The organism is Pseudomonas sp. R28(2017) (assembly GCF_002112505.1).
Lineage (GTDB): Bacteria > Pseudomonadota > Gammaproteobacteria > Pseudomonadales > Pseudomonadaceae > Aquipseudomonas.
Genome location: NZ_NEHW01000005.1, coordinates 1 through 14,173, shown reverse-complemented (window position 1 = coordinate 14,173; position 14,173 = coordinate 1). Strand labels below are relative to the sequence as shown.

The 14,173-nt window shown below is 65.4% G+C and carries 9 protein-coding genes; 6 read left to right on the top strand and 3 right to left on the bottom strand.

The features are described 5' to 3' along the window. Positions 1–3: 3 nt before the first annotated feature. The 6 genes from pepN to CAF78_RS28560 all read left to right on the top strand — a co-directional run bounded on the left by pepN (position 4) and on the right by CAF78_RS28560 (position 8,118). Positions 4–2,661 carry an aminopeptidase N gene (gene pepN / locus CAF78_RS10160; RefSeq protein WP_085675591.1) on the top strand — a complete coding sequence of 886 codons (2,658 nt, stop codon included), beginning with the start codon at positions 4–6 and terminating at the stop codon, positions 2,659–2,661. Positions 2,662–2,929: 268 nt separating this feature from the next. Beyond that, positions 2,930–3,955 (top strand): WD40/YVTN/BNR-like repeat-containing protein, encoded by a 1,026-nt coding sequence (locus CAF78_RS10155; protein ID WP_371856891.1) that lies wholly within the window; start codon positions 2,930–2,932, stop codon positions 3,953–3,955. 20 nt (positions 3,956–3,975) lie between these two features. After that, on the top strand, positions 3,976–6,351 hold the full coding sequence (locus tag CAF78_RS10150) for an RND family transporter (protein WP_085675611.1): 2,376 nt from the start codon (positions 3,976–3,978) through the stop codon (positions 6,349–6,351). 64 nt (positions 6,352–6,415) lie between these two features. Then, complete coding sequence (locus CAF78_RS10145) at positions 6,416–6,706, top strand: DUF5629 family protein (RefSeq protein ID WP_085675592.1); 291 nt, start codon at positions 6,416–6,418, stop codon at positions 6,704–6,706. Then, positions 6,672–7,802, top strand: coding sequence for a lactonase family protein (locus CAF78_RS10140; RefSeq protein ID WP_177408521.1), 1,131 nt, complete (start codon positions 6,672–6,674; stop codon positions 7,800–7,802). Before CAF78_RS10145 ends, CAF78_RS10140 begins: the two co-directional genes overlap by 35 nt. 139 nt (positions 7,803–7,941) lie before the next feature. Continuing rightward, on the top strand, positions 7,942–8,118 hold the full coding sequence (locus CAF78_RS28560; RefSeq protein WP_177408520.1) for a hypothetical protein: 177 nt from the start codon (positions 7,942–7,944) through the stop codon (positions 8,116–8,118). Positions 8,119–8,246: 128 nt separating this feature from the next. On the opposite strand, the gene CAF78_RS10135 is transcribed toward CAF78_RS28560, so the two are convergent. From CAF78_RS10135 to CAF78_RS10125, 3 genes are read right to left on the bottom strand one after another with little or no spacing between them, the layout of a single operon-like run. Continuing rightward, positions 8,247–8,840, bottom strand: coding sequence for a glutathione S-transferase (locus tag CAF78_RS10135; RefSeq protein ID WP_085675594.1), 594 nt, complete (start codon positions 8,838–8,840; stop codon positions 8,247–8,249). Then, on the bottom strand, positions 8,837–12,481 hold the full coding sequence (locus CAF78_RS10130; protein WP_085675595.1) for an AAA family ATPase: 3,645 nt from the start codon (positions 12,479–12,481) through the stop codon (positions 8,837–8,839). Before CAF78_RS10130 ends, CAF78_RS10135 begins: the two co-directional genes overlap by 4 nt. Further along, positions 12,478–13,716, bottom strand: coding sequence for an exonuclease SbcCD subunit D C-terminal domain-containing protein (locus CAF78_RS10125; protein ID WP_085675596.1), 1,239 nt, complete (start codon positions 13,714–13,716; stop codon positions 12,478–12,480). Before CAF78_RS10125 ends, CAF78_RS10130 begins: the two co-directional genes overlap by 4 nt. Positions 13,717–14,173 lie beyond the last annotated feature (457 nt).

Sequence of the window (14,173 nt, the reverse complement as noted above, 5' to 3'; positions counted from 1 at the left end):
CACATGCGTACCGAACAACCGCAAGTGATCTACCTCAAGGATTACCAGGCGCCCGAGTACCTGATCGACGAGACGCACCTGACCTTCGAGCTGTTCGAGGACCACACCCTGGTCCACGCGCAACTGGTCATGCGCCGCAACCCGGCACGCGGTGCCGGCCTGCCGCCGCTGGTGCTGGACGGCCAGCAGCTGGAGCTGCTGCGTGCCTCGCTGGACGACCAGGAATTGCAGGCGGGCGACTACCAGCTCGACGCTGACAGCCTGACCGTTCACCCCAAGGCCGAACGCTTCACCCTCGACACCAGCGTGAAGATCCACCCGGAGCGCAACACCGCGCTGGAAGGCCTGTACAAGTCCGGCAAGATGTTCTGCACCCAGTGCGAGGCCGAGGGCTTCCGCAAGATCACCTACTACCTCGACCGCCCGGACGTGATGAGCACCTTCACCACCACGGTGATCGCCGAGCAGCATCGTTACCCGGTGCTGCTGAGCAACGGCAACCCGATCGGCAGCGGGCCGGAAGAAGACGGCCGGCACTGGGCGACCTGGGAAGACCCGTTCATGAAGCCGGCCTACCTGTTCGCGCTGGTGGCTGGTGACCTGTGGTGCGTCGAAGACAACTTCGTCCGCCAGTCCGGCCGCGATGTGACCCTGCGCATCTACGTCGAGCCCGAGAACATCGACAAGTGCGACCACGCCATGGTCAGCCTGAAGAAGTCCATGCGCTGGGATGAAGAAGTCTACGGTCGCGAGTACGACCTGGACATCTTCATGATCGTCGCCGTCAACGACTTCAACATGGGCGCCATGGAAAACAAGGGCCTGAACATCTTCAACTCGAGCTGCGTGCTGGCCCGCGCCGAAACCGCCACTGATGCCGCCCACCAGCGCGTCGAGGGCGTTGTCGCCCACGAGTACTTCCACAACTGGTCGGGCAACCGCGTGACCTGCCGCGACTGGTTCCAGCTGTCGCTCAAGGAAGGCTTCACGGTGTTCCGCGATGCCGAGTTCAGCGCCGACATGAACTCGCGCACGGTCAAGCGCATCGAGGATGTCGCCTACCTGCGCACCCACCAGTTCGCCGAAGACGCCGGCCCCATGGCCCACCCGGTGCGCCCGGACAGCTTCATCGAAATCTCCAACTTCTACACCCTGACCGTGTACGAGAAGGGTGCCGAAGTGGTGCGCATGGTGCGCACCCTGCTGGGCGCTGATGGCTTCCGCAAGGGCAGCGACCTGTACTTCGAGCGCCACGATGGCCAGGCCGTGACCACCGACGATTTCATCAAGGCCATGGAAGACGCCAACGGCGTCGACCTCACCCAGTTCAAGCGCTGGTACAACCAGGCCGGCACCCCGCGCCTGGACGTCAGTGAAGCCTATGACGCCGCTGCGCAGACTTACAGCCTGACCTTCCGCCAGAGCTGCCCGCAAACCCCGGACAAGGCCGAGAAGCTGCCGTTCGTGATCCCGGTCGAGCTGGGCCTGCTGGACGCTGCCGGCAACGACCTGCCGCTGCAACTGGCCGGCGAAGGCTCGGCGGCAGGTACCAGCCGTGTGCTGTCGGTGACCGAAGCCGAGCAGACCTTCACCTTCCAGGGCATCGCCGCCAAGCCGCTGCCGTCGCTGCTGCGCGGTTTCAGCGCGCCGGTCAAGCTGAGCTTCCCATACGACCGCGACCAGCTGATGTTCCTCATGCAGCACGACAGCGACGGCTTCAACCGCTGGGAAGCGGGCCAGCAGCTGTCGGTGCAGGTGCTGCAGGAGCTGATCGGCCAGCACCAGCGTGGCGAAGCGCTGAAGCTCGACCAGCGCCTGATCACCGCCCTTGGCACCGTGCTGGGTAACGAATCGCTGGACGCCGCCATGGTCGCCGAGATGCTCTCGCTGCCAGGCGAAGCCTACCTGACCGAAATCAGCCAGGTGGCCGACGTCGATGCCATCCACGCCGCCCGCGAATTCGCCCGCCAGCAGATCGCCGAGCAGCTGTTCGACGCCCTGTGGGCGCGCTACCAGGCCAACCGCGAGGTGTCGCGCAACACCGCCTACGTGGCCGCCGCCGAGCACTTCGCCCGCCGCAGCCTGCAGAACATCGCCCTGTCGTACCTGATGCAGAGCGGCAAGCCGCAGGTGCTGGAGGCGACCCTGGAGCAGTTCGGCCAATGCGACAACATGACCGAGCGCCTGACCGCGCTGGCCGTGCTGGTCAACTCGCCGTTCGAAGCCGAGCGCGCCAAGGCCCTGGAAACCTTTGCCGAGCACTTCAAGGACAACCCGCTGGTCATGGACCAGTGGTTCAGCGTGCAGGCAGCCAGCACGCTGCCGGGTGGGCTGGCGCGGGTCAAGGCGCTGATGCAGCACCCGGCGTTCACCCTGAAGAACCCGAACAAGGTCCGGGCGCTGATCGGTGCCTTTGCCGGGCAGAACCTGGTCAACTTCCACGCGGCCGATGGTTCGGGGTATCGCTTCCTGGCGGACCTGGTGATCGAGCTGAATGCGCTGAACCCGCAGATTGCCTCGCGGCAACTGGCACCGCTGACCCGCTGGCGCAAGTATGACGATGCGCGGCAGGTGCTGATGAAGGGTGAGCTGGAGCGGATTCTGGCTTCCGGCGAGCTGTCCAGCGATGTGTATGAAGTGGTGAGCAAGAGCCTGGCATAAGCCTGGTAGATCCTGGGGCTGCTGTGCAGCCCTTCGCGGGCAAGCCCGCTCCTACAGAGAGGTGTTGACCTGGACCTGTGGGAGCGGGCTTGCCCGCGAAGGGCCGCACAGCGGCCCCAGTTTTTTCGGTTAACAAAACATAACGCAGCGCGCGTTGTATTCCCGCGACCTTCCCCGATACGATCCCTGCAAGCCTCTAACACAGGCTTTTCACAGCACAGACCCACCAAGAAGAACACAACAGGGGATGGTCATGAAGCAGCGGGTGATGACGCAGGCCAGGCGTGGTGCCTGGCCATTGGCCGCCGGCGCGATGCTGGCGCTGGCACTGGGGATGTGGGCCGACAGCGCGCAGGCCGCTGCAGCCGACGAATACTCGACCGAATCAGCCAAGGCCAGCCAGAGCCTGCTGATCGGCGCTGCCCATGCCGGCAAGCGCCTGGTGGTGGTCGGTGATCGCGGCCACATTCTGTTCTCAGACGACCAGGGCAGCACCTGGACCCAGGCCCGGGTGCCCACCCGGCAACTGCTCACCGCCGTGTTCTTCCTCGACGACAAGCGCGGCTGGGCGGTAGGCCACGATGCACAGATCCTCGCCAGCAGCGATGGCGGGGCCACCTGGAGCAAGCAGTTCGAAGACCTCGCCCGCGAAGCGCCTTTGCTCGATGTCACCTTCCTCGACGCCCAGCACGGCTTTGCCGTGGGGGCCTATGGCGCGCTGCTGGAAACCACCGACGGCGGCCAGCACTGGCAGGACATCGCCGAACGCCTGGACAACCCTGACCAGCTGCACCTCAACGGCATCACCCGGGTGCGCGACGCTGGCCTGTTCATCGTCGGCGAGCAGGGCGGCATGTACCGCTCCAGCGACAACGGCCAGACCTGGGCCAAGGTCCAGGGCCCCTACGAGGGCTCGCTGTTCGGTGTGATCGGCACCGCCAAGGCGAGTACCCTGCTGGCTTACGGGCTGCGCGGCAACCTGTTCCGCTCCAGCGACTTTGGTGACAGCTGGCAGCCGATCGCGCTCAAGGCCGCACGCGGCGAGCTCGAATTCGGCCTGGCAGGCGCTACGCTTGTCGAGGATGGCAGCCTGGTGCTGGTCGGCAATGGTGGCAGCGTGCTGCGCAGCACCGATGACGGGCAGACCTTCAGCGTCTACAACCGCAGCGACCGCATTGCCCTGGCCGGTGTCACTGGCCTGGCCGACGGTGGCTTGCTGCTGGTGGGGCAGGGGGGCGTACACCTGGCCAACGCCGAGGGCGCAGAGCCGGCTGCCAAGGAGGTGCGTCCATGACCAGCAGGGAGAGCATCACCATGCACCCGCATCACCAGGACAAGGCCACGCTGCTCGAACGGCTGATCTTCAACAACCGCCCGGTGGTCATCGCCCTGTGCCTGCTGGTCAGCATTTTCCTGTTCTGGCAGGCCACGCAGATCCGCCCCTCGACCAGCTTCGAGAAGATGATCCCGCTGCAGCACCCGTTCATCGAGCAGATGATGGAGCACCGCAACGACCTGGCCAACCTCGGCAACACCGTGCGCATCTCGGTCGAGGCGGTCAACGGCGACATCTTCGACAAGGACTACATGGAGACGCTGCGCCAGATCCATGACGAGGTGTTCTACATCCCCGGTGTCGACCGGGCCGGCCTCAAGTCACTGTGGAGCCCCAGCGTGCGCTGGAGCGAGGTCACCGAGGAGGGCTTCTCCGGCGGCGAAGTCATCCCCAATACCTACAACGGCTCCCAGGACAGCCTCGACACCCTGCGCGACAACGTGCTCAAGTCTGGCCAGGTCGGGCGCCTGGTGGGCAACAACTTCAAGTCCAGCATCGTCGACGTGCCGCTGCTGGAGAGCTTCCCCGACCCGCAGGACCCCGGCAAGCAGGTCAAACTGGATTACCAGCAGTTCTCGCACCAGCTGGAAGAGAAAATCCGCGACAAGTTCCAGGCACAGAACCCCAATGTGAAGATCCACATCATCGGTTTCGCCAAGAAGGTCGGCGACCTGATCGACGGCCTGGTGATGGTGGCGATGTTCTTCGGCGTGGCCCTGGTGATCACCTGGATCCTGCTGTACTGGTTCACCTGGTGCATCCGCAGCGCCATCGCCGTGCTCATCACCACCCTGGTGGCGGTGGTCTGGCAGTTGGGGTTGATGCATGCGGTGGGCTTCGGCCTGGACCCGTACTCGATGCTGGTACCGTTCCTGATCTTCGCCATCGGTATTTCCCACGGGGTGCAGAAGATCAACGGCATCGCCTTGCAGTCCAGTGACGCCGACAATGCCCTGACCGCGGCCCGGCGCACCTTCCGCCAGCTGTTCCTGCCGGGGATGATAGCCATCCTCGCCGATGCCGTGGGCTTCATCACCCTGCTGATCATCGACATCGGCGTGATCCGCGAGCTGGCCATCGGTGCGTCCATCGGCGTGGCGGTGATCGTGTTCACCAACCTGATCCTGCTGCCGGTGGCGATTTCCTATGTCGGCATCAGCAAGAAGGCCATCGAACGCAGCAAGAAGGACGCGACCCGCGAGCACCCGTTCTGGCGCCTGCTGTCGAACTTCGCCAGCGCCAAGGTGGCGCCGGTGTCCATCACCCTGGCATTGATCGCCTTCGCTGGCGGCCTGTGGTACAGCCAGAACCTGAAGATCGGCGACCTTGACCAGGGCGCGCCGGAACTGCGCCCGGACTCGCGCTACAACCAGGACAACAACTTCATCATCAGCAACTACTCGACCAGTTCCGATGTGCTGGTGATCATGGTCAAGACCCCGGCGGAGAGCTGCTCGATCCACGCGACCATGGCCCCGATCGACGAGCTGATGTGGACCATGCAGAACACTCCCGGCGTGCAGTCGGCGATCTCCCTGGTGACCGTGTCCAAGCAGGTGATCAAGGGCATGAACGAGGGCAGCCTGAAGTGGGAGACGCTGTCGCGCAACCCGGACATCCTCAACAACTCCATCGCCCGCGCCGACGGCCTGTACAACGCCGACTGCTCGCTGGCGCCGGTGCTGGTGTTCCTCAACGACCACAAGGCCGAGACCCTGGAACGTGTCACCACGGTGGCCAAGGCGTTTGCCGACAGCCATGACAAGGAGGGCCTGCAGTTCCTGCTGGCGGCGGGCAACGCCGGGATCGAGGCGGCCACCAACGAGGTGATCAAGTCGGCCGAGCTGACCATCCTGATCCTGGTCTACCTCTGCGTGGCGGTGATGTGCATGATCACCTTCCGCTCGTTCGCCGCGACCCTGTGCATCGTCCTGCCGCTGGTGCTGACCTCGGTGCTGGGTAACGCGCTGATGGCGTTCATGGGGATCGGCGTCAAGGTCGCCACCTTGCCGGTGGTGGCTCTGGGCGTGGGCATCGGCGTGGACTACGGCATCTACATCTACAGCCGCCTGGAAAGCTTCCTGCGTGCCGGCCTGCCGTTGCAGGAGGCTTACTACCAGACCCTGCGTTCGACCGGTAAAGCGGTGCTGTTCACCGGCCTGTGCCTGGCGATCGGCGTGTGCACCTGGATCTTCTCGGCGATCAAGTTCCAGGCCGACATGGGGCTGATGCTGACCTTCATGCTGTTGTGGAACATGTTTGGCGCGCTGTGGCTGCTGCCGGCGCTGGCGCGGTTCCTGATCAAGCCGCAGAAGTTGGCGGGCAAGGAGGGCGGTTCCATTTTCGCCCATTGAATCGCCAGGGGCCGCAAAGCGGCCCCAGGGTTATACTGCCGTCTCATTTCTGATCGGTATCCCCATGTCCCCCCTCGCCACCGCCCTCGCATCCTGCGACATGCTCCTGATCGACGGCCTGCACGCCTTCGACTTCACCTGCGACGAATCCGGCCTGACCATCGAGTGCATGGACGGTCGCCAACTGCGCCGCTGGTCATTCACCCCCGAGCAGATCGCTGCCGCCACCGGTGCCAATGATGAATGGCAACTCAACGATGCCCAGGGCGAGCATCGTCTAGTCTGTATGAGTGCCTTTCGCGCCCCGGATGAAGACGACGATGAACCGGACCTGGACCCACCTGCTGACCGCTAGCCTGATGAGCCTGACAATCACTGCCCACGCCGACACGTTGCTGGTGGGCAGCTACACCGATGGCCAGAGCCAGGGCATCTACCGCTACGCGTTCGACAGCAAGACGGGGCAGATCGGCCCGACGCCGCAGCAGGTGGTCAAGAGCGTCAGCCCGTCGTGGCTGGTGCTGTCGGCCGACCAGCGCCAGCTGTTCGCGGTCAATGAAACCCCGAACGGCCACGTCAGCAGCTTCAGCGTCAGTGCCAAGGGCGTGATCAAGCCGCTGAACCGAGTGAGCAGCGGGGGTGACGAGCCTACCCACGCCAGCCTCAGCCGCGACCAGCGTTACCTGTTTGTCGCCAACTACGCCGTCGCCCCCGACCCGGGCGGCAGCCTGGTGGTGATCCCGGTGGCCAAGGACGGCAAGCTCAAGGACAGGGTGCAGCAGCTTCGGCACCAGCCCAGTGGCGTCAACCCCGAGCGCCAGGCCGGCGCCCATGTGCATTCGCTGGTGCTGTCGCCGGATGGCCAGCATGTGTATGCCTGCGACCTGGGGGCCGACAAGGTGTTCATCTATCGCTACGACGGCGCCAGCGCCGATCATCCACTGAGCCCGGCGATCCCGGCATCGGTGGACCTGCCGCCCGGCAGCGGGCCGCGTCACCTGCTGTTCGATGCCAAGGGCCGGCACGCCTACCTGACCCTGGAGATGAGCGGTGAAGTGGTGATGTTCGACGTCAAGGACGCAGCCTTGCTGGAGCGTCAGCGCCTGCCGCTGACCGACCAGCAGGATGCCGCCGCCAAAGCCTCGGGTGGCCTGCACCTGTCGGCGGACGGGCGCTTCCTGTATGTCAGCAACCGCGGCACGGCGAACGAGATCGTGGTGTTCAGCGTGGGCAAGGACGATGGACAGCTGGCCTTCCTGCAACGCCGTTCGGTGGAAGGTGACCACCCCCGCGAGTTCGCCCTGGACCCGAGCGACAACTTCCTGCTGGTGGCCAACCAGAAGAGCAACCAGATCGTGGTCATGCGCCGCGACCCGCGCAATGGCAAGCTCGGCGAGACGGTACAGACCTTTACCCAGGATGCGCCTTCTGACCTCAAGTTCATCAAGTGAGGCGCGCCACAAGGACTATCGATACGGGTAATAATCCTTACCAGCGCAATGAATTTCTGCGGGCGACCTCAGCGGCGTAAGTTTGACCCAAGGCCCAAGTGGCTGAACGTCAAACCCCCACAAGCCGAGGTCAGCCACCATGAACTTCAATCTCTTCCCCGTGATTGCCGCATCCGCCATTTCCGCCTCCGTCGTGCTGCCGGCCCATGCCCACGCCGACAGCAGCAAGGCCACCGCCACCCACAGCTACACCGAGCAGTACCTGCGCCAGAGCGCCAATTTCCATGCGGCACTGAGTGGCAAGCAAAACCATTGATCCAGGTTGACTCGGACCTTGTGGGAGCGGGCTTGCCCGCGAATCAGGCACCGCGGTGCTTGGCACCGGCATAGCCGGTGTTCGCGGGCAAGCCCGCTCCCACAGGGACTGAGTTGCAATCGAAGGTGCTAGCGAGCCATCACCGACTTGAACAGCTCTGAGGCCAACCACCCCTCCAGCCAGCTCCGCACCCGCGGATAAGCCGCCTCGGCGAACCACAGCGGTTCGACCCCGGCAAACTGGCGCATCAGGGGCAACAGCGCGGCATCGACCAGGCTCGGGTGTGCGGCCAGCAAGTAGGGCCGGTCCTCGAGCAACTGTTCAAGCTCTGCCAGCCAGGCTTCGGCCTGCTGGCGATAGTGCTCGCGTGAATGCTCAGGGTAGCGCTCGGCGTACTTGTACAGGTTCACCTGCGCCTTGAACGTGCTGTCGTTGCGGGCAATCAGCGCCTCGGCGTGTTGCGCGGCATCGGGGTCGGCCTGCAGGCGCCAGTCCTCTGGATCGTGCTGCTGCAGCGCCCAGCGCATGATGTCCAGGCTCTCTTCCAGTACCCCGGCACCGGTGTCGAGCACCGGCACCGTCCCCTTGGGCGACAACGCCAGCAACTCTGCCGGCTTGTTTTTCATCGCCACCTCGACGACCTCCACCGCGCAGCCGGCATAGCGCAGCGCCAGGCGCGCACGCATCGCCCACGGGCAGCGGCGGAACGAGTAAAGGATCACCCGCACACCTCCACGTCGCTCAGGCCATTGCCCTGGCGGCGCACCTGGATCTGCACCGGGATGCGTTCGTGCATGTCTTGCACGTGGGAGATCACCGCGACCTTGCGGCCCTGCGCCTGCAGGCCGTCGAGGGCATCCATGGCCAGTTGCAGCGACTCCGGGTCGAGGCTGCCGAAACCTTCGTCGATGAACAGCGACTCGATGCGCAGGGTGCTCGAGGCCATCGACGCTAGTCCCAGGGCCAGGGCCAGCGAGACCAGGAAGGTTTCACCGCCGGACAGCGAGTGCACCGAGCGCAGCTCGTCGCCCATTTCGGTGTCCAGCACCAGCAGGCCCAGGGCGCTGCCGCCGCGCTTGAGGCGATAGCGGCGCGCCAGCTGGCGCAGCTGGGCGTTGGCGTGGTGCAGCAGCAGGTCGAGGTTGTAGCCCTGGGCGATCTTGCGGAACACGTCGCCCGAGGCCGAGCCGATCAGCGCGCTCAGCCGCGCCCAACGCTGCCACTGCTGGCGGGCCTGCTCGATTTCCCCGGCCAGGGCCTGGCTGGCCTGCTGGCGGCGTTGGTCGTCGGCCTGCTGCGCGCGCAGTTCGGCGCAGTGGTGCTCGTGGCCGGCCAGCCGCTCGCGCAGCTCGCCCAGTGCTTGCTCAAGGTCTTCGACCGAAGCGTCGACGCTCATTAGCGCGGCGTGTTGCTGCAGGCGCTGTTCGCGTTCCTGAAGCAGCACGCGGTTCTGTTCGATGGCCTTTTCGGCAAGCTGCAGGCGCTGGCGCAGCTCACCCAATTGGGCATCGTCGATGGCCAGCAGGCGATCCAGCCCGGCGTCGTCCAGCTCCGGATGCTCGGCGCGCCACTGCGCGATGTCGCCTTGCAGCTGCTGGCATTCCTGCGCCAGTGCCTGCTGCTGCTGGGTATTGGCTTTGAGTTCGCCGGCCAGCTGCACCCCCTGAGTGCGCAGGTCCTGCAGGCGCTGGGCGGTGTCGGCATCATGGGTGCGGGCTTGCTCCAGCTGGCTGTCCATGTGCTGCTGCCAGGCTTCGGCGCTGGCCTGCTGGCCAAGCAACTCGGCCAGTGCGGCTTGGGCCTGCTGATACTGCGAGTCGAGTGCGGCGAGCTGCTGCTGCGCCTGGGCCTGGGCCTGGACGCGCACTTGTTGCTGGTCGCGCAGCTTGTCCAGCTGCAGTTGGCGCGTCTGCTGTTCTTCCTGTTCGTCCTTGCGCTGTTCCAGTTGCTGCAGGCGCTGGGCGATCTGTTGGTCCAAGGCGAGGAAGGCATTGGCCGGGTCATCGCCCAGGGCTTTGAGCACATCGCCCGGGAGCACGTTGGCCAGGTCGTTCAGACCCTGCTCCAGCTGTTGTTCATCACTGGCCAGCGCCTGGTGTTGCTGGTCGAGATGGCGCTGGGCCTGCTCCTGGGCTTGCTGCGCGGCCTGCAGCTGCTGATTGAGGCGAGCGGCATCCTTCTGCAGGGCGAGCAGGGCGCTCTGGCGTTTCTCGTCCTTGCCGATTTCTTCGTCCAGGCGCCGCAGCTGGCTGTCGAGCCAGGCGCTGCGGGCCTTGTCGTCCTGCGGGGCGAGGGCGGGCCAGAGGCTGTGCGCCTGCACTTGGGCCACCAGCGGCTGCAACTGTTCGCCAAGCTGCTGTTGTTGCTGCTGGTAGTCCTTGAGCTGGGCGTTGACCACGCCCAGCTGGGTGCGCAGTTCGACCAGCTTGCCGTTGAGGGTTTCGACCTGTTTCTGCGCTGCGTCCTCTTCGGCCTGGTCATGGCGCCCGAGGCTCTGCAGCAGTGCTTCGGGTTGATGGAACGGGTGCTCGGCGCTGCCGCATACCGGGCAGGGCTCACCCTCGCGCAATTGGCCACGCAGTTCTTCGACGCTGGTATTGCGCGCCAGGCGCTGGCGCTGCAGCAACTGGCGGGTGAGGTTGAGCGCCTGTTCGGCGGCTTCCAGTTCGGCCTTGGCTGCGGTGCCTTCGCCGATCAGTTGCTGGCGCTGCTGCATGGCCTGTTGTTGGCGCTGGCGCAGGGTATCGAGTTGCTGGCGCAGTTCCAGTTCACGGCTGTGCAGGCGCGACAGCTCTTCGACGGCGCGGTGCTGCTTGCGGTTGTCCTGCAGCATGTTGCCGAGCAGGTCGATCTGTTCGGCCAGGGCCTGGGGTTCGGCCTTGGCTTCGCGGAACAGCAGCTCGAAGTGGTCGCGTTGGGCCTGCAGCTGGGCGTTGGCCTGGCTAGCCTGCGCCTGCAGGCCAGGCAACTCTTCGCGGCCCTTGGCCAGGCGGCCGCCGATCAGCATCACCTGCTTGAGCTGCGGCAGGTAGGCCTGCCAGGCATTGGCCAGGCCGGCCAGGTGCTGGCTGTCGGCCAGTGCGGTGTCGATCCGGGCCAGTTGCTGCTGGCTGCGCTGCTGGTTTTCTTCCGTTTGTTGCAGCTGCTGCTGGCCCTCGGCTACAAGCTGATCGGCTTGCTGGCAGGTCGCGTGTTGCTCCACCTTCTGCTGATCGAGGCGCACCAGGTTGTCCTGGCCGGCGAAGGCCTGGCGCAGGCGCGGGGCATTTTCGCTGTGCAGGGCCTGGCGCTGCGCCAGGGCCTCGCGAGCCGCCAGCTGAGCCTGCTCCAGTTCTGCGGTGCGCGTCTGCAGTTCGGTTTGCTGGCGCTGTTGCTCGGCGATCTGAGCAGTGAGCGGTGCCAGTTGCGCGCCGAGCATCTGCTGGCGGTGGAACTGGTGGCGTTGCGGTGCCAGGCGTTCCAGGCGTTGCAGGTCGAGGCGCTGCTCGGCCAGCTGCTGCCAGCCCTGTTCGGCGGCTTGCAGGGTGGCGCCGGCTTCGGCGTGCTGGGCCTGCAGCTGATGTTGCTCCTTGAGCCAGCTGCGTTGCTGCTCCAGCTGGCGCTCGCCGGCCTGGTCGGCCTTGAACTGCTGCAACGCCTGCTCCAGGCGCTGGTCGAGTTCGGCGCGGGCTTCGGCGGCCATCGGCAGCAAGTGGCTGGCGCGCTCCTTGAGGGCGTTGTGCGCTTCGGCGGTTTCCCGCGCCTTGCTGAAGGCGCGTTGGCCGAGGCGGGTGTAGATGGCGGTGTTGGTGAGCTTTTCCAGCAGTTCGCTGCGCTCTTTGTCATCGGCCTTGAGGAAGGCGCCGAACTCGCTTTGCGCCAGCATCACCGCGCGGGTGAACTGCTCGAAATTCAGGCCCAGGCGCGCTTCGATCAGTTGCTTGTACTCGTTCTTGCCGCTGCCCAGCAGCTGTTCGCTGTCCAGGTCGTACAGGCTCTGGCGGCTGAGCTGCAGCTTGCCGTTGGCCTTGTCGCGGGCGCGGTTGGCTTCCCAGCGGGCACGGTAGCGGTGGCTGTCGATGCCGACGAAATCGACTTCGGCAAAGCCGCTGCCGGTGCCCCGGCGCAGCAGGTTGCGCGGGTCCGACGTGGGGATTTCGCCGTCGGCATCCGGCACCTTGGCTTCGCGGCCGATGTCGTTCAGGCGCGGCACGGTGCCGAACAGGGCCAGGCACAGGGCATCGAGCAGCGTGCTCTTGCCGGCGCCGGTCGGCCCGGTGATGGCGAACAGGCCGGCGCTGGCCAAGGGTTCGGCGGTGAAGTCGATGTCGACCGGGCCGGCGAGGGATGCCAGGTTCTTCAGGCGGATGGCGAGAATCTTCATGGCTGTTCCTCTTCCAGCTGGACGTCCTGCAGCAGCAGGGCGAAGTCGGCCAGGGCCTGCTCGTCGACGGGGTTGCCGTAGGCCTGTTCCCAGGCACGGCTGAACAGGTCCTGCGGGGTCATCTGCGCCAGCTCGACGAATTGCAGGTCGTCATCTTCGCTGTTGTTGCGGCCGGCGTATTCGGCGCTGATGCGGATCAACCGCACGGCCTTGCCATCAAGCGCGGTTTCGATCTGCAGGCGCAGGTCGGGTTGCGGCTCATCCAGCACGACCCGCACCTCCAGCCAGGGCTGGCGGTTGGGGTCTTCGAGCAGGTCGATCACCGGCAGCTCGGCCAGTTGTTCGAGCAGCTCGCCCAGCGGCGCCGGGCCGACTCGCTGCAGGGCCACCGCACGCGGTACCGGGCGTGGTTCGACGCTGACCAACTCACTGCCCTCGAGCTCGACTTCCAGCACCTGGTGCGGGTAGTTGATTTCGGCGAACGACAGCGGGATTGGCGAGCCACTGTAACGGATGCGGTTTTCGCGGTTGACCTTCTGCGGCTTGTGCAGATGGCCGAGCGCCACGTAGCTGATCGACTTGTCGAACAGCTTGGCCGGCAGTGCCTCGGCGTTGCCGATGATCAGGCTGCGTTCGGAGTCTTCGGACACCGCGCCACCGGCCATGTGCGCATGGCTGATGGCGATCAATGCCTGGTCTTTCTTGCGCTTCTTCTGCGCCGCGCCAATCAGCTGCTGGTGCACCTGGGTGATGCCTTGCAGGTAGTCGTCGCCCAGCTGCGGGCCGGTCACTTCGGCCGGGCGCAGGAAGGGCAGGGCCAGGCACCAGGCGGCGACCTTGCCGCGGCCGTTGGTCAGCGGGATCAGCAGGCGCTCGGCATCCAGCTGGCCTTCGTCGAGCCAGTGCACGCGGCCCAGCGCGTGGGTGCGCAGGCGGCGCATGAGTGCGGCGGGCAACTCGATGCGCGAGCCGGAATCGTGGTTGCCGGCGATCATCACGATGTCCAGTTTCGGCTGCTGCTCATGGGCCTGGACGATGAAGTCGTAGAGCCGTTCCTGGGCTTTGACCGGCGGGTTGACCGTGTCGAAGATGTCGCCGGCGATCAGCAGCGCGTCCGGCTGGCGCAGGCGCAGCTGGCCGAGCAGCCAGTCGAGGAAGCAGGCGTGTTCGAAGTCGCGTTCCTGGCCGTGCAGGCTTTGGCCCAGGTGCCAGTCGGAGGTGTGAAACAGACGCATGGATGACCTGTCGGTGTCGAGTCAGCAAGCCGTGGCTTGGCGTGAATGATGGGCTTCGCGGAGCCGGGTATGGTAACCCAAGCCCGGGCGACAAGGCAGTTGCTCCCGGCAGGTAAGTGCGAGGGGTGGTTTTTTTGTAACACTTTAATCAGCGGCCCTTGAGTGCGGATTTACCCCCGAACGGGGGCGAAGTCCTTGTCAGCCGCGCATCTGGCGCAAAGCAGCGCCGTTGCTGGGCCGGCGCGCCCCTCACGACGATGGGCGCTCGCAGGCTGTGTAGGAAAACGTGAAATCGCCCGGTTTCTCCGTCCTACAAATGCCTGTTTTCCTTCAACACACCGTTCATTGCTGGCCTTTTGATCATTGCCCTAACCTCCGAACGCTTCTCGCATTCAAGGACAACGCAATGATCATGGACCTGGCCGCGCGCCTGACGCCGCAGCATCGCCGACTGTTC

Excerpts from the sequence above, each read along its gene's own strand:
- pepN (WP_085675591.1), top strand. The coding sequence starts at position 4 with ATGCGTACCGAACAACCGCAAGTGATCTACCTCAAGGATTACCAGGCG.
- CAF78_RS10155 (WP_371856891.1), top strand. The coding sequence starts at position 2,930 with ATGACGCAGGCCAGGCGTGGTGCCTGGCCATTGGCCGCCGGCGCGATG.
- CAF78_RS10150 (WP_085675611.1), top strand. The coding sequence starts at position 3,976 with ATGCACCCGCATCACCAGGACAAGGCCACGCTGCTCGAACGGCTGATC.
- CAF78_RS10145 (WP_085675592.1), top strand. The coding sequence starts at position 6,416 with ATGTCCCCCCTCGCCACCGCCCTCGCATCCTGCGACATGCTCCTGATC.
- CAF78_RS10140 (WP_177408521.1), top strand. The coding sequence starts at position 6,672 with ATGAACCGGACCTGGACCCACCTGCTGACCGCTAGCCTGATGAGCCTG.
- CAF78_RS28560 (WP_177408520.1), top strand. The coding sequence starts at position 7,942 with ATGAACTTCAATCTCTTCCCCGTGATTGCCGCATCCGCCATTTCCGCC.
- CAF78_RS10130 (WP_085675595.1), bottom strand. The coding sequence starts at position 12,481 with ATGAAGATTCTCGCCATCCGCCTGAAGAACCTGGCATCCCTCGCCGGC.
- CAF78_RS10125 (WP_085675596.1), bottom strand. The coding sequence starts at position 13,716 with ATGCGTCTGTTTCACACCTCCGACTGGCACCTGGGCCAAAGCCTGCAC.